Origin of the sequence: Vitiosangium sp. GDMCC 1.1324, assembly GCF_003044305.1 — a bacterium.
GTDB lineage: Bacteria > Myxococcota > Myxococcia > Myxococcales > Myxococcaceae > Archangium.
In genome coordinates this window covers 721,000-744,472 of record NZ_PZOX01000004.1, presented here as the reverse complement: position 1 = coordinate 744,472, position 23,473 = coordinate 721,000, and the positions used below count along the sequence as shown (strand labels likewise).

The 23,473-nt window shown below is 69.7% G+C and carries 18 protein-coding genes; 12 read left to right on the top strand and 6 right to left on the bottom strand.

The features are described from left to right. Positions 1–26: 26 nt before the first annotated feature. Positions 27–818 (bottom strand): hypothetical protein, encoded by a 792-nt coding sequence (locus DAT35_RS15950; RefSeq protein ID WP_233261495.1) that lies wholly within the window; start codon positions 816–818, stop codon positions 27–29. A gap of 119 nt (positions 819–937) precedes the next feature. Between DAT35_RS15950 and DAT35_RS15945 the strand changes: the two genes are divergently transcribed. The 9 genes from DAT35_RS15945 (at position 938) to DAT35_RS15905 (ending at position 11,993) form a co-directional block, all read left to right on the top strand. Then, positions 938–1,975: an AraC family transcriptional regulator ligand-binding domain-containing protein gene (locus DAT35_RS15945; protein ID WP_108067834.1), complete on the top strand. Its 1,038-nt coding sequence runs from the start codon at positions 938–940 to the stop codon at positions 1,973–1,975. Between the two features lie 91 nt (positions 1,976–2,066). Further along, positions 2,067–2,597: a hypothetical protein gene (locus DAT35_RS15940; protein ID WP_108067833.1), complete on the top strand. Its 531-nt coding sequence runs from the start codon at positions 2,067–2,069 to the stop codon at positions 2,595–2,597. Between the two features lie 68 nt (positions 2,598–2,665). Beyond that, positions 2,666–3,355 (top strand): NUDIX domain-containing protein, encoded by a 690-nt coding sequence (locus tag DAT35_RS15935; RefSeq protein ID WP_108067832.1) that lies wholly within the window; start codon positions 2,666–2,668, stop codon positions 3,353–3,355. Between the two features lie 126 nt (positions 3,356–3,481). Then, positions 3,482–4,288 carry a protein phosphatase 2C domain-containing protein gene (locus DAT35_RS15930; RefSeq protein ID WP_108067831.1) on the top strand — a complete coding sequence of 269 codons (807 nt, stop codon included), beginning with the start codon at positions 3,482–3,484 and terminating at the stop codon, positions 4,286–4,288. 4 nt (positions 4,289–4,292) lie between these two features. Beyond that, the gene (locus tag DAT35_RS15925) at positions 4,293–6,161 is read left to right on the top strand and encodes a hypothetical protein (RefSeq protein ID WP_199242903.1); all 1,869 of its coding nucleotides are present in this window, start codon (positions 4,293–4,295) and stop codon (positions 6,159–6,161) included. A 104-nt stretch (positions 6,162–6,265) separates the two neighbouring features. Next, positions 6,266–7,336: a nicotinamidase gene (locus DAT35_RS15920; RefSeq protein ID WP_108067916.1), complete on the top strand. Its 1,071-nt coding sequence runs from the start codon at positions 6,266–6,268 to the stop codon at positions 7,334–7,336. A gap of 42 nt (positions 7,337–7,378) precedes the next feature. After that, positions 7,379–8,191, top strand: coding sequence for a hypothetical protein (locus DAT35_RS15915; protein WP_108067829.1), 813 nt, complete (start codon positions 7,379–7,381; stop codon positions 8,189–8,191). 74 nt (positions 8,192–8,265) lie between these two features. Continuing rightward, on the top strand, positions 8,266–10,296 hold the full coding sequence (locus DAT35_RS15910) for a bifunctional UDP-sugar hydrolase/5'-nucleotidase (RefSeq protein WP_108067828.1): 2,031 nt from the start codon (positions 8,266–8,268) through the stop codon (positions 10,294–10,296). Between the two features lie 227 nt (positions 10,297–10,523). Then, positions 10,524–11,993, top strand: coding sequence for a HAMP domain-containing sensor histidine kinase (locus DAT35_RS15905; protein WP_108067827.1), 1,470 nt, complete (start codon positions 10,524–10,526; stop codon positions 11,991–11,993). A gap of 25 nt (positions 11,994–12,018) precedes the next feature. Here the strand turns inward: DAT35_RS15905 and DAT35_RS15900 are convergent, their stop codons facing one another. From DAT35_RS15900 to DAT35_RS58980, 4 genes are all read right to left on the bottom strand, one after another. Continuing rightward, a complete protein-coding gene (locus tag DAT35_RS15900; protein ID WP_108067826.1) occupies positions 12,019–12,549 on the bottom strand; it encodes a DUF3060 domain-containing protein in 531 nt (176 codons plus the stop codon). Between the two features lie 94 nt (positions 12,550–12,643). Next, entirely contained in the window at positions 12,644–15,040 is a 2,397-nt protein-coding gene (locus tag DAT35_RS15895; RefSeq protein ID WP_199242902.1) for a cation-translocating P-type ATPase, read from the bottom strand. A 77-nt stretch (positions 15,041–15,117) separates the two neighbouring features. Then, a complete protein-coding gene (locus tag DAT35_RS15890; RefSeq protein ID WP_158501724.1) occupies positions 15,118–15,624 on the bottom strand; it encodes a universal stress protein in 507 nt (168 codons plus the stop codon). A gap of 20 nt (positions 15,625–15,644) precedes the next feature. Further along, positions 15,645–16,070, bottom strand: a complete 426-nt coding sequence (locus tag DAT35_RS58980) for a universal stress protein (protein WP_158501723.1) — start codon at positions 16,068–16,070, stop codon at positions 15,645–15,647. A 426-nt stretch (positions 16,071–16,496) separates the two neighbouring features. Between DAT35_RS58980 and DAT35_RS59925 the strand changes: the two genes are divergently transcribed. The 3 genes from DAT35_RS59925 (at position 16,497) to DAT35_RS15865 (ending at position 19,665) form a co-directional block, all read left to right on the top strand. After that, on the top strand, positions 16,497–17,246 hold the full coding sequence (locus tag DAT35_RS59925; protein ID WP_199242901.1) for a hypothetical protein: 750 nt from the start codon (positions 16,497–16,499) through the stop codon (positions 17,244–17,246). A 204-nt stretch (positions 17,247–17,450) separates the two neighbouring features. Continuing rightward, complete coding sequence (locus DAT35_RS15870; protein ID WP_108067822.1) at positions 17,451–19,082, top strand: sigma 54-interacting transcriptional regulator; 1,632 nt, start codon at positions 17,451–17,453, stop codon at positions 19,080–19,082. Between the two features lie 172 nt (positions 19,083–19,254). Continuing rightward, positions 19,255–19,665, top strand: coding sequence for a hypothetical protein (locus tag DAT35_RS15865; protein WP_108067821.1), 411 nt, complete (start codon positions 19,255–19,257; stop codon positions 19,663–19,665). Positions 19,666–19,672: 7 nt separating this feature from the next. Here the strand turns inward: DAT35_RS15865 and DAT35_RS15860 are convergent, their stop codons facing one another. Continuing rightward, positions 19,673–23,419 carry a serine/threonine-protein kinase gene (locus DAT35_RS15860; RefSeq protein ID WP_108067820.1) on the bottom strand — a complete coding sequence of 1,249 codons (3,747 nt, stop codon included), beginning with the start codon at positions 23,417–23,419 and terminating at the stop codon, positions 19,673–19,675. Positions 23,420–23,473 lie beyond the last annotated feature (54 nt).

The following is a 23,473-nucleotide window of genomic DNA, read 5'->3' as shown; positions in this document are numbered from 1 at the left end:
CAGGCTCGCAATTGGAGGGACTCGCCTCAGGGGTTGGCTCGGGCGGTGGGAAGCCCGAGCACGTAGGTGAGCGTGCCCTTAGCGGGCTGCGGGAGCTGGCCCACTTCCCAGGTGTAACCCTCGTGGGCCAGCGAGGCGGTCAGGGCTCGCAGCTCCTCGGGGCGGTGCGCCCTGAGCGCGGATACCAGCCCATCCCAGGTGATGGTGAGGGGCGCCACCGGTATCACATAGGTAAAGAGTAGACGCAGCGGACTCAGCGGCCGGATGAGCGGAGTGAAGAGCAGCACCAGCAGCGGGACGGCCAGGGTGGCGAGAATCCCCTTCGGCGTGCGCTCCACCACCTCGAATCCGACGAAGGGAACGCCCCGGGCCTGCGCATCCGCGAGCATCGCCCGGACCTGCTCGGGCCGGAAGTGGTGCAGGGCGTTGAAGGACGTGCGCGTGCCCCTCAGGTCCTCCGGCACCCGCAGAGCATCCACGGGCCGCTCCAAGTAGTCGGCTCCCTGAGCCCGGGCCCGCTCCGCCGCCCGGGCGTTGGGAAACAGGTCGGTGAGCACCACGTGGGGCTTCAACCCGTGCTTCGACTCCAGCAGCTTCCGCAGCCGGGGCAGGGGACCGCCGCCGCCCGAGCCCAGGTCGAGCAATTCCTCGCGCTCCGAGGCACGCAGGGCCCGCGCGAGGACGTCCACCGCGCCGTCGAAGATGCCCATGCGGTTGCTGACGGTCTCGAGGTAGTCCGTGCCCAGGTCCCGCAAGGCGCGGGGGTACCAGTCCTGGTCGATGAGCTCGAAGAGATGCAGTCGGGGGAGCAGGGCCATGGCGGAAGCGTTCTCGTTCATGGGCGGAAGGTGCCAGCCGCAAGCGTGTCGTGCATTGGCTCCTGGCGCCAGAACGGCTTGCCGCGGACGCCAGCCGGTCGCTACCGTCCTTGCTGGCGATGCCCTCTCCCCCTGCCGCCCTCTCCTCCCGGCTGGTCCGTCAGGCGCTGAACATCGCGGCCGAGCACGGTGTGCCCGTGGAAGAACTCTGCCGCGAGGTGGGCCTCCATCTGGCCGACCTCGACGACCCCGAGCTGCGCATCCCCTACACCGTTCTGGACACCTTCCTGGAGCGGGCGGTGGAGATCACCGGGGACGACAACCTGGGCCTGCACATGGCGCGCATGTCCGAGGTGGATCCGGATGATGCAGCCGGACTCATCATTCTCACGAGCGCGACGTTGAAGGAGTCCATGGTGCGCGGGTGCCGCTACCAGCGCGTCTGGGGCGACGGGGAGCGCTTCCTGGTGGAGGAGACGGAGCGCGGCGTCCGCATGCGCTTCACTCCCGTGGGCCCCTGGCGTCCGGCCCACCGGCACATGGTCGAGGTCGCCATGGTCCAGCTCGCCATGGGGGCGCGCTTCTTCACGGGAGCGGACGTGCGCCCGCTCCTGGTGCGCTTCGTCCACCGCGCGCCCGCGGACATCCGGGAGCACGAGGCCCTCTTCGGCTGCCCGCTCATCTTCGGCGCACCCCATAGCGACATCGAGTTCTCCCGCGAGGACGCCGAGCGGCCCTTCGTCCACGCGGACGCGCTGTTGAGCGCCATGTTCGAGAAGCAGGCGCAGCGCGTGCTCGCGAAGCTGCCGGTGAATGCCAGCCTCACCGAGCGGGTGCGCGAGCAGGTGAGGCGCACCCTGGCGGGTGGGGACTTTTCCTTCGAGGCGGTGGCCAGGGCGCTGCACATGCCGCAGCGAACGCTGCAACGCAAGCTGGCCGAGGAGGAGCAGAGCTACGCGAGCATCCTGGAGAGCGTGCGCCGCGAGCTGTCTCAGGACTACCTGAGGCGCCGGATGTCCATCGCGGAGGTCTCTTTCCTGCTCGGCTATGGCGAGCCCGCCACCTTCCATCGGGCTTTCAAGCGGTGGTGGGGCATGAGCCCCGAGGCCTTCCGCCGGGCGCGAGCTCCTTCACCCTCCGGGCCTGGGCCCGGGTGAGGAACCCGAGCGTCCGTCCCTGTAGGCTCCGGCTGGCCGTGATGTCTCCGCCGTGTCCCGGTCCCTTTCCCTCCACGACGAGGCTTCTCCCATGAGACTTTTCCGCTTCCCGCTGCTGCTCGCCGTTGCCCTCCTGTCCTCCGCTCCGGCCTGGAGTGGCGATGCGAAGTCGGTCGAGAAGACGGTGGCCGGCAAGCTGGTGTCGATCGAAGACAACGGAATGGGCGAGACGTACACCGTCGAGACCGCCGATGGGACGCAGGTCAAGGCGAAGGCGGACCCAGGTACGGAGTGGCCGGAGAACGTGAAGCCCGGGGACCTGGTGGTGATGGACTACGCCGAGGTCTCCACGCCACGAGTCGCCGAGGTCCGTCTGCCCGGCGGTCCCAAATTCAAGAAGAAGCCTGCCTCCACCGTTCAGGGCACCCTGGTGGGTTACCAGACCGGAGACATGGGAGACTACATCGTCATCAAGAAGAAGAACGGCCAGCAGGAGAACTACCTCGCCGACTTCGGGGTGCTCGAGGAGGAGCAGGTCAGCGCCAACCAGGGCAAGAAGGTCGAGCTCGCCGTCTACACGTTCCACTCGAAGGAGTTCCGCGACATCAAGCCCCGGCCGTAGGGAAGGCTTGACTTCGTGTGGCTTCAACACTACTGGCGGAGGCCGACCCCACGACGAGAGGCAAGCCCGTGAGCTACACCTATGAGTACCCGCGTCCAGCGTTGACGGTGGACTGTGTGGTGTTCGGTCTGGACGAGGAAGACCTGAAGGTGCTGCTCATCCGCCGGGGAGTGGAGCCCTATCAGGGCAAGTGGGCCCTGCCCGGCGGCTTCGTCCGCATGGATGAGTCGCTCGAGGACGCCGCGCGCCGCGAGCTCCAGGAGGAGGCCGGCATCCGCCCCAGCCTCCTCGAGCAGCTCTACACCTTCGGCGCTCCAGACCGTGACCCGCGCGGCCGGGTGGTGAGCGTGGCCTACTTCGCCCTGGTGAAGCTGTCGGACCACCGCATCCACGCCGCCACCGATGCGAAGGATGCCGCTTGGTTCTCCGTCTATGACGTGCCCAAGCTGGCCTTCGACCACGCGGATGTCCTCGCCACCGCCCTCCAGCGCCTCAAGGGCAAGGTCCGCTACCAGCCCCTCGGCTTCGAGCTGCTGCCTCCCAAGTTCACCCTCACCCAGCTCCAGCGCCTGTACGAGAAGATCCTCGAGCGCGAGCTCGACAAGCGGAACTTCCGCAAGAAGATCCTCGCCATGGAGCTGCTCGAGGAGCTCGACGAGGTGGAGCAGGACGTCTCCCACCGCGCCGCGCGGCTCTACCGCTTCGACCACAAGAAGTACAAGCAGCTGGAGAAGGCCGGCTTCAACTTCGAGCTGTAGGGCTCCCAACTCCTGACTCCGGGCGAGCGGGGTGGCGCCCGTGTCTGGCTTGACTTGGTGTTATTCGGACACTAACTTGGTGTCCGTAGAACACGGAGTCCGCCAGGCCACCTGGAGAGGAGAGCCATGTCCTCGCTGCCCTTCGAGCTCGCCGCCGCCACCGTCCAGGGCCGGGAGCACGCCCGAGCTGGGCGCAACAATCAGGATGCCCTCTGGGCCCGGGCCAGCGAGCACGGACTCGCCGCGGTCGTCGCGGACGGGTGCGGCAGTGGCGCTCAGAGCGAGCTGGGGGCTCAGCTCGGCGCCCGCAGGGCCGTGGAGGCAGCGCTCTCGCTCCTGGCCCGGCAGGTGCCCGTCGACTCGCCCGAGTTCCTCCAGCGTCTGGGCGCGGATGTGCTCTGCTTCTTCCAGGCCATTACCGGAGAGCTCGGGCAGAGGACCATTGGCGAGGCGCTCCTCTTCACCCTCGTGGGCACCGTCGTCACCCCGGAGCACACGCTCGTCTTCTCTGCGGGTGATGGGCTCTGGGCCCTCAATGGTGACGTCCACCCGCTCGGGCCCTTTCCCGGTAATGCGCCACCGTACCTCTCCTATGGACTGCTGAAGCCTGGTGCCGTCTCCCTGAAGGCCAACACCCTCCGGCCCACCGCCGAGGTGGACTCGCTGCTGCTCGGCACGGATGGCGTGTCGGACCTGGCGGGCCTCGCCGAGGCGCGCGTGCCCGAGCGAGATGAGCCCGTGGGTCCGCTCTCGCAGTTCTGGAGTGAGGACCGGTACTTCTCCAACCCGGATGCGTTGCGCCGCCGCCTCGCGCTCCTCAACCGCGAGTCCGTCCGCGCCGACTTCGCGGCCCACCGCCTCGTGCGTGTGCCCGGGTTGCTCTCCGATGACACCACCCTCGTCGTCCTGCGCCGCCAGAAGGGGAGGGTCTGACGCCATGGATGTCTACCTCGAAGGCAAGAAGCTCCGGTTGGATCCCACCAAGGCGCTCGGCAAGGGCGGCGAGGCCGATGTCTTCGACCTCGGTGACGGGCGCGTGCTCAAGCTCTTCAAGCCCCCCGAGCACCCCGACTACGACAACCTCCCCGACGAGCAGGCCGCCGCTCGCGCCCGCATCGCCCAGCACCAGCAGAAGCTGCCCGCCTTCCCCAAGATGCTGCCTCCTCGCGTCGTCTCGCCGCAGACGCTCGCCACCGACAAGAAGGGCAAGACGGTGCTCGGCTACGCCATGCGCAAGCTCGAGGGCGCCGAGCTTCTCCGCCGCTTCGGCGACCCGGCCTTCCGCCGCTCGGGCGTGCCGTCCTCTCGCGTCGCCGAGCTCTTCCGAGGCCTGCACCGTTCGCTCTCCGCGCTCCACGGCTGCGGCGTGGTGGTGGGCGACTTCAACGATCTCAACATCCTTGTTACCGGCAACGATGCCTGGCTCATCGACGCGGACAGCTTCCAGTTCGGCCCCTATCTCGCCTCGGTCTTCACGGAGAAGTTCCTCGACCCGTTGCGCCTGGGCGGCTCGGCCCAGGGGCTCATGCCCACGCGCCCGGCGTCCACGGAGAGTGATTGGTATGCCTTCGCCGTTTCGTTGATGCAGAGCCTCCTGTGCGTGGGGCCCTATGGCGGCATCCACCGTCCCACGCCTCCCGCGCCCAAGGCCACGCCCACCGCTCGCGTCCTCCAGCGCCTCACCGTCTTCCATCCGGACGTCCAGTACCCCAAGCCCGCCACGCCCTTCGGCGTGCTCCCGGATGACTTGCTGCACTGCCTGCACCGGGTGTTCGTCGAGGACGCCCGAGGGCCCTTTCCGCTGCCACTGCTGGACTCGCTCCGCTTCAGTGTCTGTCCCTCGTGTGGCGTGGAGCATGCGCGGGCCTCGTGTCCCACGTGCCGCCCGAGCGCGACGGCAGCCACCACGCCCGTCACCACCGTGCGCGGCCAGGTCGTGGCCACCCGCCTCTTCACCACCGAGGGCGTCATCCTCCACGCCTGCGTCGAGGACGGCACCTTGCGCTGGCTCTTCCACGCGGACGGGGCCTACCGGCGTGAGGATGGTTCGGCCGTGCTCCAGGGCGCGTTGGACCCCACGCTGCACCTGGGGGTCCAGGAGAGCGTCACGCTGGTGGGGAAGGGCGGGGAGTTCGCCGTGCTCGCCCCGGGCCAGCGCCCCGAGCGGCTCGGCGTGGATGCACCCGAGCAGCGTCCGGCCTTCGCCGCGAACGCGCGTCATCGCTACTGGGCCCATGCCGGTGCCCTGTGGCGGGATGGGGCGTTCGGTCCCGAGCGCATGGGCGAGGTGCTCGCCGGACAGACGCGCCTCTTCGTGGGGCCACGCTTCGGGCTGGGCTTCCACCGCGCGGGCTCGCTGCGAGGCGCCTTCGTCTTCGACGCCGAGCGCCCTGGCCTCAAGGATGGCCTGACCCTGCCGTGGCCCTCGGGCAGGCTGGTGGACGCGGAGGCCGTCTTCGATGGCCCGCATTGCTGGCTCTTCCTCGCCGAGGAGACCGGTGGCCGCACGGTGCACCACTGCGTGGTGGTGGGCGCGGATGGCGCGGTGAAGGCCAGTGCGAAGGGGGAGGCGGGCGATGGCTCGTGGCTCGGCTCACTGAGGGGCAAGTGCGCCGCGGGAGAGGCCTTGTTCGCCGCGACGGACGCGGGACTCGTCCGCGTGGAGCTGCGTCAGGGCCGGCTCGAGGTGGTCCGCGAGTTCCCCGACACCGAGCCCTTCGTCGACGCCGACAGCCGCCTCTTTCTCACGAGGCACGGACTCACCGTCGTCCGCCGCCAGGACGTCACTGCCCTGCGCATGACCTGACACTCCGGCCTACCCGGGTGCCATCCCGGAGCGGGCCACCTCGCCTTGACATGGTGTTATATGGACACTATGTTGGTGTTGTCTGGACACGAAGGGAGATGCACATGAAGGCCCAGTCGAAGCTCAAGGAGCTGCCGCTTCCGTCGTTCTACAAGCCTGCCAACGCTGGTTCGTACGCCTACGGCCCCAACGCCCTTCAGCTCCAGGGAGAGGCCTCCACCTGGCGTGGCGCCCACGGCCTCTCCGCCGCCGCCACCGACTCCTTCAACCTCCACCTGCTCCTCATCGACGTCCAGAAGGACTTCTGCTTCCCCGAGGGATCCCTCTACGTCGCCGGCCGCTCCGGCCGCGGCGCCATCGATGACAACCGCCGCATCGCCGAGTTCGTCTACAAGAACCTCGGCGTCCTGACGAACGTCACCACCACGCTCGATACCCACTTCGCCTACCAGATCTTCTTCCCGTCCTTCTGGGTCGACCAGAACGACCAGCCCCTCACCGCCTACCGGGAAATCACTCGCGAGCAGATCGAGCGCGGCCAGGTCCGTCCCAATCCCGCCATGGCCAAGTGGCTCTGCGGCGGCAACTACCCCTGGCTCCTCAAGCAGGTGAAGTACTACTGCGAGGAGCTCGAGCGCGCCGGCAAGTACACCCTCTACCTGTGGCCTCCCCACTGCCTGCTCGGCAGTGACGGTCATGCCCTCTCCGGGGTCGTCCAGGAGGCTCGGCTGTTCCACTCGTTCGTCCGCGGCGCCCAGTCCTGGGCCGAGGTCAAGGGTGGCAATCCGCTCACGGAGAACTACTCGGTCATGCGGCCCGAGGTACTCACCCGCCACGACGGCCAGCCGCTCGCTCAGCGCAATACGCAGTTCTTGAAGACGCTCCTCACCGCGGATGCCGTCGTCATCGCCGGCCAGGCCGCCAGCCACTGCGTGAAGAGCTCCATCGATGACCTGCTCGGAGAGATTCTCGCCCAGGACGCCGCGCTCGCCCGCAAGGTGTACCTGCTCACCGACTGCATGTCCGCCGTCACCGTCCCCGATGGCAAGGGAGGCTTCGCCGCCGATTTCACCCCGCAGGCCGAGGCCGCGCTCAAGCGCTTCGCGGACGCCGGCATGCACCTGGTGAAGTCCACGGATGCGCTCGCCGCGTGGCCGGATCTCCGCATCGCGTAGTCCGCTCACGCAACCCAGATACCTTTGATGGAGGACTCCCAGATGAGCTCCAAGCCCAGCAATGGCAACAGCCGCAGCGCCCATGTCTCCCAACTCTTCCAGGCCGCTCATGCCGAGGGCGTCCTCAGTCCCGCAGCACTCCAGGCCCTCACCGTCGTGGACCTCGGGGCTCAAATCCAGGCGGGGCTCGGCATCAGTGTGGACGACGTCCAGGCCTCCGAGGTCGTCCTCGTCACCGTCATGCCCGATGACTCCGGCTCCATCCAGCACGCCGGGCACGCCCGCACCGTCTGCGACGGCCACAACCTCGTCCTCGATGCCCTCCTCTCCTCCCAGCAGAAGGACGGCATCCTCTTCCACACCCGCTACCTCAACGGCTTCGTCCTCAATCCCTACCGGCCCCTCGAGGACGTTGTCCGCATGCACTCCAAGAACTACGACCCCGACAAGGGCACGCCCCTCTATGACCAGGCCGTCATCCTGCTCGGTACCGTGCTCGCCAAGGCCCAGGAGTTCACCCGCAACGGCGTCTCCGCACGCACCGTCACCCTCCTCATCACCGATGGTGGTGACTGCCACTCGCAGAGCTCGCGCGCCCGTGACGTCGCCGCGCTCGTGAACGACCTGCGCCGCGCCGAGAATCACATCGTCGCCGCCATGGGCATCGACGACGGCACCACCGACTTCCGCAAGGTCTTCCGCGAGATGGGCATCGAGGACAAGTGGATATTGACCCCGGGGCAGAGCGCCCAGGACATCCGCAAGGCCTTCCAGGTCTTCAGCCAGTCCGCCGTCCGCGTCAGCCAGGGCGCCGCCAGCTTCAGCCGCACCGCCCTCGGCGGCTTCGGGGCGTGACCATCGGAGCGTGAATTCCGCTACCTTGCGGCCCCCCCAAGGCCGCAAGGCCGTCTCAACCGACGGAACGCATCATGCTCCACTCGAAGAAACGACCCGTCTCCCTGGCCGGTGCCCTCCTGGCGCTCGCCTTCGTCCCTGGTTGCGAGTTGGAGGAGCCGAATCCTCCGCCTCCTCCGCCTCCTCCAACGACTGCCTTTACCCTGCAGATCCTCCACGGCTCGGACATGGAGTCCGGTCTGCCCGCCACCGCGGATGCTCCGCGCTTCTCCGCCGTGCTGCGCGCGCTCGAGGAGCAGTACCCCACCCAGACCCTCAAGCTCGCCAGCGGTGACCTGTGGCTGCCCGGCGTCTTCTTCAACGCCGGTGGTGACCCCGCCATGAAGAACGTTCCCGGCGTGGGCAAGGAGAGCTCCGGCCGCGCCGACATGGCCATGTTCAACGAGATGGGCTTCCACGCCGCCTCGTTCGGCAACCACGAGTTCGACAGCGGCCCGCGCGAAATCCGCAACATCATCGTCAAGGACGGCGACTGGTCCGGCGCGAAGTTCCCCTACCTCACCTCCAACCTCGACTTCAGCGATAACGCCGATCTCAAGTCGCAGGTCGTGTCCGCCGGGACCGTCATCAACGCCAGCAACCCCGGCACGGACATGCACAACAAGATCTCCGCCAGCGTCGTCTTCGACGTGAACGGGCAGAAGATCGGCGTCGTGGGTGCCACCACCCCGCAGCTGCCGCGCATCTCGTCGCCGGGCTCCGTCGTCACCTCGCCCTCGGACTCCGTCGACTATGACGGGCTGGCCGCCATCATCCAGGCGAGCGTCGACAAGCTGCGCGAGACCGGCGTGAACAAGATCATCCTCATGGCGCACATGCAGCAGTACGTCATCGAGGTGGACGAGCTGCCCAAGCGGCTCGAGGGCGTGGACGTCATCATCGCCGGCGGCAACCACGCCGTCTGGGCCGACGCGGATGACGCGCTGTACTCCGGCGATACCCGCGCCGAGGAGTACCCCAAGTGGAGGAAGTCGAAGTCCAGCCAGCCCATGGCCGTGGTGAACGTGGCGTCCAACTGGCGCTACGTGGGCCGCTTCCTCGCCAACTTCGACGAGGCGGGCGTGCTCATCCCCGAGATTCATGACGTCTCCAAGAACGGCGCCTACGCCACGGACGACGCGGGGGTCGCGCGCTTGCAGGCCGCCTCCAAGGTGGACCCCGAGGTCAAGGCCATCGCCGACGGTGTGAAGGGCGTGGTGATCGCCAAGGATGGCGCCATCTTCGGCAAGACGCAGGTGTACCTCAACGGCCTGCGCACCTCCGTCCGCACCGAGGAGACCAACCTCGGCAACATCACCTCCGACGCCAACCTCTGGCTCGCCCAGAAGACAGACCCCTCCACCTCCATCGCCGTGAAGAACGGCGGCGGCATCCGCGACTCCATCGGTGCCGTGAGCACCGGCTCCAACCCCACCTATGGCCCGCCCGCCGCCAACCCGGCCGCCAACAAGAAGGAGGGGGAGATCAGCCAGCTCGACATCGAGAACAGCCTGCGCTTCAACAACGACCTGTCGCTGGTCACCGTCACCGCGTCGCAGCTCAAGGAGGTGCTCGAGCACGGTGTGGCGGCCGTGGCCCCCGGCGCCACCCCGGGCCAGTTCCCCCATGTGGCTGGTCTCCGCTTCGAGTACGACGCCAGCAAGCCGGCGCAGGTGCTCGACACCAGCTTCAAGGTCACCACCCCCGGGCAGCGCATCCGCAAGGCCGCCATCGTGAACGAGGCGGGCGACGTGGTGGACACCCTGGTGGACAACGGCGCCCTCGTGGGTGAGCCCACCCGCACCTTCCGTCTGGTGACGCTCAGCTTCATGGCCAGCGGCGGTGACAACTACCCGTTCCCCCGCTTCAAGGCCGAGAACGAGGAGCTCTTCCACCTCGTCTCGCTGGACACCACCAGCGGCAACCAGGGCTTCTCGGACGAGGGCCGCGAGCAGAAGGCCTTCGCGGACTACCTCGCCGCGAAGTTCCCCGCCTCCGGCGCGGGCTACGCCGTGCCCGACACCGCCAAGGGCTCCGACGCGCGCGTCAAGCTCGTCAGCCCGTGAGGTGAGTCACCCGGGAGCGGGGGCTCGCTTCCTCGCCTCCGCTCTCGTCTCAATGGTTCCCCTCCTGCCGGGCGTGGGAGGTCGGCTTCTTCCGGACACATCTTTTGTTCCAGAAGGGATGGCGCGGGAGGACCGCGCCCCCCTTGTGTCTCCGGGAGGAATCGCGTGGACCTCCGCAGCCCTCGCCACGTGCCGCACGGTGGATGCCCCCGCCACCCGGAGGTGTCATGAGCCTCAAGGGCGTCATCACCACCGCCGTGGCCGCGTTCGGCGCCGTCACCCTGGCCGCCGCCGCCTCGCTCGTCATCCTGACGACCTACCTGCACCGCACCACCACGAACATGGGGGACTCGGTCGAGGGCGTCCGGCTCGCCGAGGCGCTTCAGGTCGACCTGCTCAACCTCATCCGGTTGCCCGATTCCGTCCTGAGTCTTCCCTCCGATGACGACCACTCGATCGCCAGGACGGAGGCCAACATCCGCAGCCACCTCATCGGGGCCCAGCACAATGCCCAGACGGAGCAGGAGCGGGCTCTGTTCGACGACGTCGAGCACTCCATCTCCGACTTCTTCCTCGCCCACGAGCGCGCGAAGAACCTGTCTCCCCAGCAGATGCGCCAGGTGATGGCTCCTCGCATGGAGGCCGCCCTCACCGCGTTGGACCGGCTGGTTGCGTTCAACGTCGAAGAGGCCCGCACCACCCAGCTCCAGGCAGACCGGTGGGACCGGCTCGCCAACATTGGAGGCGTGGGCGTGGCCGTGCTCCTCGTCGTCGGTGGGGCGGGACTGCTGCTGTGGATGCGCCGCTTCGTCTTCCGGCCCCTGTTCGACATCAGCCAGGCGATGCGCCGCTTCGGTTCCGGCCGCAAGCGCACCCGCGCCCCCGAGGAAGGCCCCACCGAGCTGCGCGAGATGGCGAGCACCTTCAACGAGATGGCCAACTCCTTGTCGCGCCAGCAGGAGCAGCAACTCACCTTTCTGGCCGGTGTGGCGCATGACCTGCGCAACCCTCTCTCCGCGCTGAAGATGTCCGCCGCCCTCGTCTCTTCCAGCCGCCCGGTGCCCGAGGAGCGCCTGCGCAAGACGATGGCGCTCGTGAGCCGTCAGGTGGCCCGGTTGGACCGGATGGTGGGGGACCTGTTGGATGCCACCCGCATCGAGGCCGGACAGTTCGAGCTGAACCTCGAGGAGCGCGACGTGCGCGGGCTGGCCACCGAGGTGTTGGAGCTCTACCAGTCCGGGGGTTCCTCCCATGACCTGCGGCTCCAGCTTCCCGAGGAGCCCGTCCTCGTGAACTGCGACCCCATGCGCATGGATCAGGTGCTGCACAACCTGGTGAGCAACGCGCTGAAGTACTCGCCAGCGGGCAGCAGGGTGGAGGTGAGGGTGGGCCGCGAGGGGGACGAGGCGCTGGTGTCCGTGATGGACCGGGGCATCGGCATCTCCGCCGAGGACCTGCGCACCCTCTTCACGCCCTTCCGGCGCACGGGGATGGCTCGCGAGACGGCACCGGGCGTGGGGCTCGGCCTGTCGGTGGCCCGGCGCATCGTGGAGGCCCACGGGGGCCGCATCGAGGTGGAGAGCCACCCGGGCATGGGCTCGACCTTCCGCGTCCGGCTGCCCCTGTTCCGCGCCGCGGCACGTCTGCTCGAAGCCAGGCCCGAGGAGGCCTCGAGCCCGGCCGACACCGTGCACTGAGCGGCGCCCGGGTGGAACGGCTCGCTCAGCGCGCCTGCGTCACCTTGTTGTTGGTGCCGACGCGGTTCACCTTGGGCTTCTTGCCGCCCACGGCCCGCTTCCAGGTGACCTCGTTGTCAGCGCCCTCCACGGAGATGGTGCCCGTGGCCTCCACCTTCACCTTGTTGGTGCTGCCGCTCACGCTCACGCTCTTGCACTCACCCGTCAGGATGATCTCGTTGTCGCTGCCGCTGATGTTCACATCGGTCTTCGGCGAGCAGCGGTGCGTCTCCTTCGCACCCGAGTCACTGATTTCGAGGCTCGTGCCGGCCGGCGTCTCCTCGTCCTGCGCGCTCGAGCCCTCGTCGGACCGCGCCTCCACCTCGGCCTCATCGGTCTGGGCATCCACGCCCGTCCCGTCGACCTTCACCGCCGACTTGCCCGCCTTCACGTCGACGTGGCCGTTCTTGCCCACCTTCACGTAGGTGTGGTGGCCCTGCGCCGCTCCCATGGCCGGAGCCAACAGGAGACTCGCGAGCACGCCCGACAGAACCGTTCCACGAATGAACTTCGACATTGCACCCCTCCCTGTGACGATGTCTGGAGCTATGTGTCGTGGAGGCCAGGACGGCCTCCACGGCGGCGCAATCAACACGCAGTGCCCGTGAAGTTCAAGGCCTCGCCATCCAGCGGCGCACGAGCTTCGAGAGCTCCAGCGCCGTCACCGGGATGAGCCCCAGCGCGAACGCCAGTCCCAGCTCCCACAGCCGCAGCGCTCCCAGTCCGAACAGCTCTCGCGCCGCGGTCAATTCATAGAGCCCCAGCTGCAACCCCGCGGAGAAGAGCACCACTCCCAGCAGCACCCGGTTGGTGAGCGGCCCCACCTCCCAGAAGATGCGCGTGGCGCTCCGCGCGGCGAACGCTCGCAGCAACTCCGCGAACACCAGTGTGGAGAAGGCCAGCGCCCTCGCCCGCTCCACGTGCTGGGCCGGGTCCGCCCAGATGAAGACCCCCAGCACCACCGAGGCCTCCAGCGCTCCCACCAGCAGGATGTGCCGCCACTGCGCAGCTCCCAGCATCGGCTCGTCCGGGCGCCGCGGCGGGCGCGACAGCAGCTCCGAGCGAGCTGGATCCATCACCAGCGCCAGCGCGGGCAGGCTGTCCGTCACCAGGTTGATCCACAAGAGCTGCAGCGGCAGCAACGGCAGGGGCAGGCCCACCAGCGAGGCGGCGAACATCACCGCCAGCTCGCCCACGTTGCCCACCAGCAGGTACACCAGCGTCTTGCGGATGTTCTCGTAGATGGCGCGGCCCTCGCGGATGGCCGCGACGATGGTGGCGAAGTTGTCGTCGGTGAGCACCAGGTCCGCCGCCTCGCGCGTCACCTCCGTGCCCGTGCGTCCCATGGCGATGCCGATATGCGCCTCGCGCAGCGCCGGCGCGTCGTTCACCCCATCCCCCGTCATCGCCACCACCTCGCCCCGCTCCTTCCAGCGGCGGACGATGCGCAGCTTGTCCTCCGCCGTCGCCCGCGCGTGGATGAGCTCCGCGGCGTCCTCTCCCGGCTGGAGGATTCCCAGCTCGCGCCCGATGGCCCGGGCCGTCTCCGCGCTGTCTCCCGTAATCATCACCGTGCGCACCCCCGCCGAGCGCGCCGCAGCCACCGCCGCCACCGCCTCCGGCCTCGGCGGGTCCGCCATGCCCACCAGCCCGAGCAGCTCCAGCCCCTCCTCCTCGGGTCCCTGGCCTCGCGCCACCGCGAGCACCCGCAGGCCTCCGCTGGCCATCGTCCGGGCCGCCTCGGTGGCGCCCTCCGTTCCCGCGCGGCAGCGGGGCAGCAGCACCTCCAGCGCGCCCTTCACGTAGAGCACCCCGTCCGCGCGCAGCACCGTCATGCGCTTCGTCTCCGAGTCGAAGGGCCGCACCGCCACGCGCGGGCGCTCGCGCTCGAGCTCCTCGCGGCGGATGCCCTTCGCCAGTGCCGCACGCAGCAGCGCCAGCTCCGTGGGGTCTCCCGTGCCGTCCTTCCCGTCCGGCCCCAGCGAGGCGTCACAGCACGCCGCCGAGGCGAAGAGCACGGCCCGCTCGTCCGTCCCCCACACCTGGCGCACCTCCATGGTGCCCGTGGTGAGCGTGCCCGTCTTGTCCGTGCACACCACCGTCGCCGAGCCCAACGTCTCCACCGCCTGCAGCCGGCGCACCAGGGCGTGCCTCGCCGCCATCCGCTGCACGCCCAGGGCCAGGGCGATGGTCACCACCGCCGGCAGCCCCTCCGGCACCGCCGCCACCGCCAGCGAGATGGAGGACAGCAGCACCTCCAGCCACCCGTACCCGCGCCACAGCCCCAGCGCCCCTACCAGCACCACGATGACCCCGCAGGCCACCAGCAGCGAGCGCGTCACCCGCTCCAACCGCTGCTCGAGCGGAGTCTCCGTTTCGCTCGTCGAGGCCAGCAGGTGGGCAATCTTCCCCAGTTCCGTGCGCATGCCGGTGGCCCGCACCTCGGCCACCCCCGTGCCGCGCGTCACCGCCGTCCCCAGGAACACCGAGTCCGTGCGCTGCGCCAGCGGCGTGTCCTCGGGCACCGGCCGTACGGCCTTGTCCACCGGTACGCTCTCGCCCGTCAGCGCCGACTCGTTGGTGGCCAGCGTGTGCGCCTCCAACAGCCGCGCGTCCGCCGCCACGACGTCTCCGGCCTCCAGCAGCAACACATCTCCGGGCACCACCTCCGCCGCCGGCAGTTGCACCGCGTAGCCGTCCCGCATCACCCGCGCCCGCGGCGCCGTCATCGAGCGCAGCGCCAGCAGGGCCTGCTCCGCCTTGAACTCCTGCGCGAAGCCGATGATGGCGTTGAGCACCACGATGGCGCCGATGGCGATGGCATCCGCGTGCTCTCCCAGCAGCGCGGACACCGCACACGCCCCGAGCAGCAGGGCAATCATGGGCGAGCGGAACTGCTCCAGCAGCACCGACACCGGCGAGCGCGTCTTCTCTCGCTGGATTTCATTCCGCCCGTGCTCCGCCAGGCGGCGCTCGGCCTCGGCCCGGTCCAGCCCTCGGGTTTCCACTCTGGCGCCGGCGGGCCCCTCCATTTCGGAGACCCCCGGAGGTGCCTCCCTCGGGACGGGCGTGGGAGGAGGGCCGTTCATCCCTGGCCTCCCACCGTCGGGGCCCCGAGCGCCTCGGCGAGCTCCTCCTCCGCGCGCTCCGCCTCGGTGGGGGCCTTCCTGGGCGCCTCGGGCACCACCATCAGCGGCTTGGGGCATTGCCGCAGCAGTGCGTCCGCCACGCTCCCCAGCAGCGTGCGCGCCAGTGCCCCACGCGCCCGCGTACCCACGATGACCAGGTCCACGTCCTCCGCCTCGGCCGCCTTCGAGATGGCCTCCGCCGGCTCGCCGTGGAGCACCGCCGTGCCGATGGAGGGACCGCTGTGGCCGGTGAGCAGGCGCATCTCGGTGAGCAGCCCATTCGCATAGTCCTCGCAGGCGCTCTCGAAGGCGGCGAAGTCGTCCGTCTCTCCCTCGGCCACCGAGCGCGGCAGCACGTGCACCAGCGTCACCCGGGCTCCCATGCGACCGGCCAGGTCCAGCCCCACGCGCGCCGCCTGTCGCGCCACGTCCGTGCTGTCGACCGCCACCAGTATCCGCCGCATCTCGCTTCCTCCGGGCCCGCTCATCGCACCACCACCACGGGCTTGCTGCTCGTGTGCACCACCTGGGTGGCCACGCTGCCGAGCAGCAGCCGCGCGACCGCTCCCTGTCCCCGGCTCCCCATCACCACCATCTGGATGTCTGGCGCCTCCGCCCGGTCATAGACGACGATCGCCGGGTCTCCCACTCCCAGCTCCGTCTCCACCGTCGCGCCGAGGCTCTTCGCCTTGTCCGCCAGGGACTCCAGCAAATGCGTGCCCTCGGCTCGCAGGGAGTGCTGTAGCTCCGAGAGCGCGCCCGGGCCACCCCCTCCCACCGGGAGCATCACCTGCGGCATCGCGTGCAGCAGGACGACCCCCACTCCCAGCTTCGCCGCCAGGGAAGCCCCGAACTCCAGGGCACGCAGGGACGGAGCGGAGCCATCGATCGCGATGAGGATGCGAGTCATACCCCGTCCCCTTCCATGTCCCATGCCAGACCGTCTTCCGGGCACGGGCCTGGCGTCATGTGGGCGAGCACGCAAGGGCTGCGTGAGAAGGGCGCAAGCGTTGCGTGCCCGCACCTTCCCCTCAAAGTTGCACACCCCTCGCCCGAGCCGCCGGGGCCTGGTGGCGAGGGCCGTGGTGCCCAGGTTCCGGGCTTGCCGGGAAGCGCTCGGGTGCTCGGTGGCAACACGCTCCATCTGCCTGGGCTGACGCGCCACGGACATGTCGTTGACGCGTCAGCTCCACCGGCGGCGCCGCCTCGCGAGACCAGGGCTCGTGCCAACCCCTCGAATCTTGAGGCTCTGGGGTCTTCCGGGAACCGGTTCCCAGTGGGGTCTCCGCTTTGCTAAGGGGCGCGGTTCCCATCCCTCACAGGAGTGAACAGAGAAATGAAGTTCGAAGGAATGCCTCGTCTGCGGTGGATTCCGGCCACCGCCGCGCTGATGTCGCTCGTCGCCTGCGGTCCCGAGGAGGAGCAGAAGCCGGACCCGCAGCCCGCGGCCTGCACGCAGGAGACGTACGACGAGGCCGTTCGCGATGCCGTCGAGCCCGCGCAGGAGGACGTCGTCGACGGTCTGTGGGCCATCACCCCGAGCAACCCGCGCCTGGCGTGGAGCGAGGACAAGAGCGCGGTGCGCATGGTCGCATGGACCACGTACACGGGCTACAAGTCGGGCGACAACACGTTGACCCGGGAGATCTGGGTGACGGCGGTGCCGCAGCTCCAGGAGCTGTGCAAGACGCTGCCGGACGACGCGGCCCGCATCGTGCGCATCAACCAGTTCCTCGGCCTGCCTCCGGCCAACGAATCCGACAACGGGCGTCTGTTCGTCGAGATGTGGGTGAAGCCGGGTGACATGTTCCGGCCCTGTCCGGACCCGGAGATCGACGATGGCACGTGTGGCCTGACGTTCCCCGTCGAGGTGTCCACCGAGCACAAGAACTGGTTCACCAACAACTACGCCTCGAGCTACGGCTTCTGGCAGAAGACGCGCTACCCGTGGACGGGCCTGGGCTACACCTATGACTGGTGCAGCCACGACACGAAGCACGTGGGCGCCAGCGAGTTCGTCGTCCGCCCCGGCTCGGTGGTCAACGTGACGGGTTACATCAACCGCGACACCTACTGCGCGCAGTAGGCGCGGCCCTGGCGGACATGCCGGCCGGGGTGCTGGCATGTCCGCAGGTGGGCTGTCATCCCCCCTCTGCTTGGAGTTGAAATCGTCTCCAGGAGAAGCAGTTCGAGAAAATGAGGGGGCTGAGGCCCTGGCCGGGTCCCCAGGCGGAACAAGTCCGTGTCGGGCGGTGTAGACTGCCCTACGGCGCGATCTCCGCCAGTCCTCATGCAGCTCAAGATCTCCGACGACCTCTCGACGACCGCCGTGCACTCGCGGGGCAAGGATGCCTCGTCACCGCGCATTCTCCCGGCCCTGACCATCGTCTCCCACCCGCAGCCGCAACGCATCGGTGAGCGGCTGCTGCTGGAGATGCTCGCCGCCGTGGGAAGGACGGCGTCCGTGTCGCGCAATGCTCCGGACTTCTCCCGCCCCGGCAGCCTGATGGCCCTGCCCCTGGGAGATCCTTTCGTCAGCCGCAAGCCCGTGCAGTTCGAGCCCGGCTCTCGCGGAGGGCTGCGGATGATCGCTCCCGAGGATGGGACGCAGGTGCGGGTGGCCGGCGAGCTGGTGACCGGGGGAGGCCGGGAGTTCTCCCAGCAGGAGCTGGCCGCGGGCGTGCCGCTCGTGTTCTCCGATCGCGTGGTGCTGCTGCTCCACCTGACGTCCTCGCCCGGGGAGTCCGGCCCGGGGGACCTGGGCATGGTGGGCCAGAGCGAGGGCGTGCGCCGGGTGCGCGAGGATGTCGCCCGCGTGGCGGACCTGAAAGTGCCGGTGCTCATCCGCGGTGAGACGGGCACGGGCAAGGAGCTGGTGGCCCGCGCCATCCATGAGCACAGCCCGTGGCGCGCCGGCCCCTTCATCAGCGTCAACCTGGGCGCCCTGCCCAAGGAGCTGGTGGCCGCCGAGCTCTTCGGGGCGCAGAAGGGCGCGTACACGGGCGCCACCCGGGACCGGGAGGGCTTCTTCCGCGCCGCCCACGGGGGCACGCTCTTCCTCGACGAGGTGGGCGAGGCCCCGCCCGAGGTGCAGGTGGCGCTGCTGCGCGTGCTGGAGACGGGCGAGGTGTTCCCGGTGGGCGGCCACGCCCCGGTGCCCGTGGACGTGCGGCTGCTCACCGCCACGGATGCCCACCTGGAGGAGCGCATCCGCCAGGGGCTCTTCAAGGCTCCGCTGCTGCACCGGCTGGCCGGCTTCGAAATCCAGGTGCCGCCGCTGCGCGAGCGCCGCGAGGACATCGGCCTGCTCTTCATGCATTTCGCCCGTCAGGAGCTGGAGAGCACGGGCGAGGCCCAGCGGCTGTCGTCCTCGGATCCCCGCGCCGAGCCGTGGTTGAGCGCCTCGCTCGCCGTCCGGCTCGTGCGCTACGCGTGGCCCGGCAACATCCGCCAGCTGCGCAACGTCGCCCGGCAGCTCGTCATCGGTAGCCGGGGCCTGCCGGGTCTGCGTGTCGATGCGCGGCTGGAGCAGGAGCTGGACTCCGCCGCCGCCCCCATCCCCGGTCAGCTCCTGTCGGCGGCGGCCCCGGCTGCTGCTTCCGACGAGGCGGACTCCGCCGAGGACAAGGCCGCCCGGCGCAAGCCCTCCGACGTCGGCGAGCAGGAGCTGCTGGAGGCCCTGCGCGCCAGCTCGTGGGACCTCAAGGCCGCCGCGGAGCGGCTGGGCATTCCCCGCTCCTCCGTCTACGTGCTCATCGACAGGAGCACCCTCATCCGCACCGCCAGGGACCTGAGCCCGGAGGAGATCACCCGCTGCTATCGCGAGTGCCAGGGCGACCTGGACCAGATGGTGCGGCGGCTCGAGGTCTCCAAGCGGGCACTCCAGCGCCGCGTGCGCGAGCTGGGACTCGATGAGGCCTGACGTGTCAGCCCGGGCCGATGACGTGTCCGTGACGCGTCCGCCGGGGTCCTGAGACTGCCCGGTAGACCGGGCTTCAGAGGGGGAGGGATGTCAGAACCATTGGTACGGTGCCTGCAACCCTCCGTCAGCAACGTTCTTCCCGCATCCCCGAGGGGGCAAGGAGCGCAGAACCATGTCCAATCCCTATACCGAACTCACCATCAGCATCTCGTATATACCCACCAACCCACCCGGTGATCGCATCCAGATCGCGTACGACCACGCGCCGTACGTCAAACCTGGCGGCACGGTGACTTTCCAGCTCCTGACCTCCGGTGTGTCCGTCTCGGTGGATTTCGGAACGAACAGCTGTTTGAGCGCGCCCAGCTTTACGCTGCCCCCGAGCCCGCACACGGAGCCGGTCGAGACCTCTGCCTCGGGTTGGTACAACTTCACGGTGAACGCCCCCGACATCTCGCTGGCCGAGAAGGAGCGGAAGCTCGGAGGAAACTACGAGGCGAAGGTGGGCAAGCTGGACGTGACGACGGATCCTCCTCCGCCGAAGGAGGACAAGAAGGACAAGAAGGACAAGAAGAGCAAGTAGGCGCGGGCTATGGCACCGGCGGGCCCCCCACGGGCTGCTGCAAGGCGGCGAGCTGGTTCCGCCACGCGGGCCCGAGGTGTGGGTTGTGGGCCAGGGCCTGCTCCAAGTCCTCCCGGGCCTGGTTGTGCCACTCCCGCCTCTGCTCGGCTGGGGCATTCGTATCGGCCAGTGCCTGGAGCACGCTCGCGCGCAGGGCCCGCGCACGGGCCCACCGGGGCCGGGTGGCGAGCACCTGCTCGGCCAGCTCGAGGCCCTGCTTCAACACCGGGACGGAGTCGGCGTCCCGGTGTTGCTTCCACTCGGCCCAGGCGCGGCGGAGGTGGCCGGCGGCGAGCCGGTACTCCAACTGCCGGGGTTCCAGCTCCATCGCCTGCTGGAAGGCCTTCACCGCCTCCTCGAAGTCCTCGTCCGGGGCCTTGTCCTGCCGCGCCAGCCAGCGGGCCCTCACGCCACGTGCCTCCCCGAGGTAGCGCCACGCGTTGGCGAGGCGCGGATTGAGCTCGCGCGCATGGGTCAGGGCCTCCTCGGCCCGGGCCAGCTCTGGCCGTGGGTCTCCTCCCTGCTCCAGCACCCACGTGGCTTGCACGTCGTGCATCCGGGCCAGGTTGGCCCAGAAGTCGGCATCACCGGGCAGCAGCTCGAGCGCCTTGCGATAGAGCTCCACGGCCGCGCGGGTGTCCGGGCCCGGGTCCTCCCGCCGCGCCAGCTGGAACACGGCCCGCTGGAGCCGCACCTCGCCGAGGTTGTGGTAGGCGTAGGCGTGCTGGGGCGCGAGCTCCCGGGCCTGCTCGAAGGACTTCTGGGCCTCGGCGAGCGAGGGCTCGGGGTCGCCGCCGTCCTCCCAGAGTTGCTCCGCCTGCCAGAGGAGCACCGCGCCCAGGCCATTGTGGAGCTGCGGCTGCTTGGGGTTGATGGCCAGCCCCTTGCGGTAGAGCGCCAGGGCCTTCTCCAGGTCCGGTCCGAAGTCCTCGCCCCGGTCGCGGCGCCGGTGGGCGAGCTGGTTGGAGACATCCGCTCCATTGAAGCAGGCCAGGATGTTGGAGGGGTTGAGCGTCAGCGCCCGATCGAGCGCGTCCCGGGCCCGCTCCAGGTCTCCCGCCGCGTCGGGAGCGCGAGGGTTCGAGGCCCGCTCACGATAGGCGCTGCCCAGGTTGATCCACGCATCCGCCTGGCGCTCATCCAGGTGGATGGCCGCGAGGTACGCGTCGACGGCCCGGTCCAGATGGGGGAGGGGGTCTCCACCGTGCTCGCCCTCATAGTCGGCCCACACTCTGTGGGTGACTCCGAGGTTGGCGAAGAAGGAGTAGTCGCGGTCCTCGGGGCGCAGGTGCTCGAAGGACTCGATGGACTGGCGGAGCTGCTCGCGGGGGTCCAACCCCTGCTGCTGCCGGTAGCGGGCCCACAGCCGCCAGGTGACGGCCAACTCCAGCGGGACACGGGCGCTCGGGGGGGCGAGGGCCTGGGCGGCGCGTGCGGAGGCAATGGCCTTCTCCAACAGCGGCTCCACATCCTTGCCGCCCTGGTTGGTGCGCTGTTCGGCGAGCCGGCGGTGGAAGCGCGCTTCCAGCACCTGGGAGCGGTAGTGGTCGGGCGCGGCGGTGAGTGCGCGCGACAGGGACTCCAGACCCCGCTGGTAGTGGGGAAGGACGTCGCCCTGGCCGTACAGCTCCATGACGAGCGCGGCGAGCTCCAGCCGTCCCAGGGCGTAGTGGACGTCGGGCACGCTCTCGGCGGTGGAGATGGTGGCGGCATAGGCTTGGTGGCTGGCGGTGAGATCCGCCTGGGAGCCCGGGCGGTCTCCCTGGTTCCAACGTTGGGTGGCTCGGGCCAGGAGCACGTCGCCCCGGAGCAGGGGCGCCTCGTAGAACCAGGGCTGCGTGTTGCCCAGGGTGTCCAGGTGGGTCAGCGCCTCCTCGAGCCGGCCTTCGTAGAAGGCGAGGAGCGCCTTGACGTAGAGCGGGGGGGCGGGGACGTCGGGGCCCTCGGCCTGGCGGAGGTAGGCGAGGGCCGGGTCCCGGTAGCGTTGCTCGAGCGCGCGGCGGCGGGCCTCGCGCTGCTCGGGGCTGCGGCGCTCCACCTCCAGCAGGAGCTGCTCGCGGTAGAGGTTGCCCAGCACCAGCGCGAGCGCCCACGCCACGCGGGGCTCGCGGTAGCCGAGCTCCCAGGCGGACTCGAGCCGTGTGCGTGCGCCCTCCAGGTCACCCAGGGTGAGCAGCGCACGGCCCAGGGCGTACTCACCTGGACCCTTGGCCTTGGGACCGGCCTGACGGACCTCGGCCTCCAGGGCGTCCATCTCCGCGCGCAGGGCCTTGCGGTCCTCGCGCGTGTCATGCAGGCGCGAGAGCGCGGAGTAGCGCGCCGAGGCCTCGATGCGCTCCACGCGCTCGGTGAAGCGGCGGGAGAGCCGCTCGCGCTCGGCCACCTCGCCGCGGGCGAGCACGGCCTGGCCGAGGGCCAGCGTCACCACGAGCAGCGTGCCGGCGCCGAGCGACAGCGCCACCCGGTGCCTGCGGGCCTTCTTGCGCAGCCGGTAGCCCAGGCCCTGGCGCGCCAGCACCGGCTCGCCGCCGAGGAAGCGCTCCAGGTCCTCGATGAGCGCGCGCACCGAGTCGTAGCGGGCCGAGCGCTCCTTCTCCAGACACTTGAGGACGATGGCCTCCAGGTCCGAGGGGATGTCCTTGTCGAGCGAGCGCGGGGGGCGGGCCTCATCGGACTGGAGGCGGGTGATGACCTCGAGGGCATTGGTGCCGGTGAAGGGAGGGTGTCCGGTGAGCAGCGCGTAGAGCGAGGCACCCAGGGCGTAGACGTCCACCCGCCGGTCCAGCCGGGACACCTCGCCGCGGGCCTGCTCGGGAGCCATGTAGTGGGGCGTGCCCAGCACCGCGCCCGAGGCCGTGCCCTCGTCCCGCCAGTCGCGTGCGAGGCCGAAGTCCATCACGAAGGGCGCGAGGCCGCCGTCCTCGGTGCGCTCCACGAGGATGTTGGCGGGCTTGATGTCGCGGTGGACGAACCCGGCGCGGTGGGCCGCGTGCACGCCCTCGGCGGCCTGGCGCAGCACCAGCACCTTCTGCTCCAGGGTGAGCGAGCCCGCGAGCTGGCCCAGCGGCTGCCCGTCCACGTACCGCATGGCGATGAAGCCACGGCCCTGGACCTCGCCGACCTCGTACACCTCGCACACGCGCTCGTGACGGACGCGGGCCTGGGCACGGGCCTCGGCGAGGAAGCGGCGTGCGAGCTCGGGGTCTCCGCCGCGCACGAACTTGAGGGCCACGTTGCGGCGCAGCAGAGGGTCGTAGGCGAGGAACACCAGGCCCATGCCGCCCTGGCCGAGGAAGCGCACGGGCTGGTAGCGGTCCCAACCCGGCACCGGGAAGACGGGCTCGCGAGGCTCGTCGGCGATGGCGCCTCCACCGGAGGGAGACGGAGTCCCTGGGGTGATGGGGGAGGGGGTGGCGGCCCCGGGAGTGACAGGGGGCAGGGTGGCGGCCTCCTCGGGACCGGAGCTGTTCGGAGTCGGACGATCGTGCCGGTCCGTGCCGTTCTCCGTGCCTTCCCGGGAGAGCTCCCCGCGCAACAGGACCAGGGTGTCCTCGGAGAGCCGGCCGCGCTCGCGCAGCAGCTCCAACGGGCTGCGCTCCAGGCGGAGCGCCTCCTCGCGCAGGGCTCCAGCTTCCCCCTGGGAGATCAGTCCTTCATCCAGCGCGAGGAGCAGCTCCTCCTCGTACGCCTCATGCTTCGCCCCTGTTGTCCTCACGGGGCGAGCATACCGGTGGTTCCGAGGTACGCGGGAGTTCCAATATGTGGGACT

Bases quoted from the DNA above. Each gene is read 5' to 3' on its own strand.
- DAT35_RS15905 (WP_108067827.1), top strand. From the start codon at position 10,524: ATGAGCCTCAAGGGCGTCATCACCACCGCCGTGGCCGCGTTCGGCGCC.
- DAT35_RS15920 (WP_108067916.1), top strand. From the start codon at position 6,266: ATGAAGGCCCAGTCGAAGCTCAAGGAGCTGCCGCTTCCGTCGTTCTAC.
- DAT35_RS15925 (WP_199242903.1), top strand. From the start codon at position 4,293: ATGGATGTCTACCTCGAAGGCAAGAAGCTCCGGTTGGATCCCACCAAG.
- DAT35_RS15945 (WP_108067834.1), top strand. From the start codon at position 938: ATGCCCTCTCCCCCTGCCGCCCTCTCCTCCCGGCTGGTCCGTCAGGCG.
- DAT35_RS15890 (WP_158501724.1), bottom strand. From the start codon at position 15,624: ATGCGGCGGATACTGGTGGCGGTCGACAGCACGGACGTGGCGCGACAG.
- DAT35_RS15870 (WP_108067822.1), top strand. From the start codon at position 17,451: ATGCAGCTCAAGATCTCCGACGACCTCTCGACGACCGCCGTGCACTCG.
- DAT35_RS15900 (WP_108067826.1), bottom strand. From the start codon at position 12,549: ATGTCGAAGTTCATTCGTGGAACGGTTCTGTCGGGCGTGCTCGCGAGT.
- DAT35_RS59925 (WP_199242901.1), top strand. From the start codon at position 16,497: ATGAAGTTCGAAGGAATGCCTCGTCTGCGGTGGATTCCGGCCACCGCC.
- DAT35_RS58980 (WP_158501723.1), bottom strand. From the start codon at position 16,070: ATGACTCGCATCCTCATCGCGATCGATGGCTCCGCTCCGTCCCTGCGT.
- DAT35_RS15915 (WP_108067829.1), top strand. From the start codon at position 7,379: ATGAGCTCCAAGCCCAGCAATGGCAACAGCCGCAGCGCCCATGTCTCC.
- DAT35_RS15910 (WP_108067828.1), top strand. From the start codon at position 8,266: ATGCTCCACTCGAAGAAACGACCCGTCTCCCTGGCCGGTGCCCTCCTG.
- DAT35_RS15950 (WP_233261495.1), bottom strand. From the start codon at position 818: ATGGCCCTGCTCCCCCGACTGCATCTCTTCGAGCTCATCGACCAGGAC.
- DAT35_RS15865 (WP_108067821.1), top strand. From the start codon at position 19,255: ATGTCCAATCCCTATACCGAACTCACCATCAGCATCTCGTATATACCC.
- DAT35_RS15940 (WP_108067833.1), top strand. From the start codon at position 2,067: ATGAGACTTTTCCGCTTCCCGCTGCTGCTCGCCGTTGCCCTCCTGTCC.
- DAT35_RS15930 (WP_108067831.1), top strand. From the start codon at position 3,482: ATGTCCTCGCTGCCCTTCGAGCTCGCCGCCGCCACCGTCCAGGGCCGG.